The organism is Roseibium sp. RKSG952, assembly GCF_009711355.1.
The window spans coordinates 1-490 of record NZ_SMMF01000277.1; the positions used below are offsets into that span (position 1 = coordinate 1).

Consider the following 490-nt stretch of genomic DNA (forward strand, 5'->3'; position numbering starts at 1 on the left):
GACCTCATTAAACAGGCATTGTCCGATTGCGGAAAAAGGCCTGTGTACTTCAAGCAGCATCCAGATTGCATAGGATTAAATATGCGGCCTGGATATGTAGACTTGGCATCGTTTCCAGATGTCACAGAAATCCCTAATTGTGTTTCGCTTGCAGACGCAGTTGACAATGTTAAAGAAATTTATACTATTTCGTCCCTTGGAGGATTTGAAGCTCTACTCAGAGGAAAAAAAGTAACGACTTTTGGGTCACCATTCTACGCGGGATGGGGATTAACTAACGATCACGTTGACCTTGATAATAGGGAAAATATACTTAAATTGGAAGAATTATTCTATATCGCATTCATTAAATACCCAAAATATTTTAATCCACATAACGGCGACCAGTTGTCCATAGATCAAGTAATCGAGATATTCTCAAAAAGGAAGTTATAGGTTGTAATGAAACAGTATTGACCTAACAGTCGCCGCTCGTCGGGGCGGGTTATGC

1 pseudogene is annotated in these 490 nt (G+C 40.2%); it reads left to right on the top strand.

Annotation, left to right across the window (positions count from 1 at the left end):
* Positions 1 to 435: pseudogene (locus E1297_RS00705) on the top strand (capsular polysaccharide biosynthesis protein); the annotation flags it as partial.
* Positions 436 to 490 lie beyond the last annotated feature (55 nt).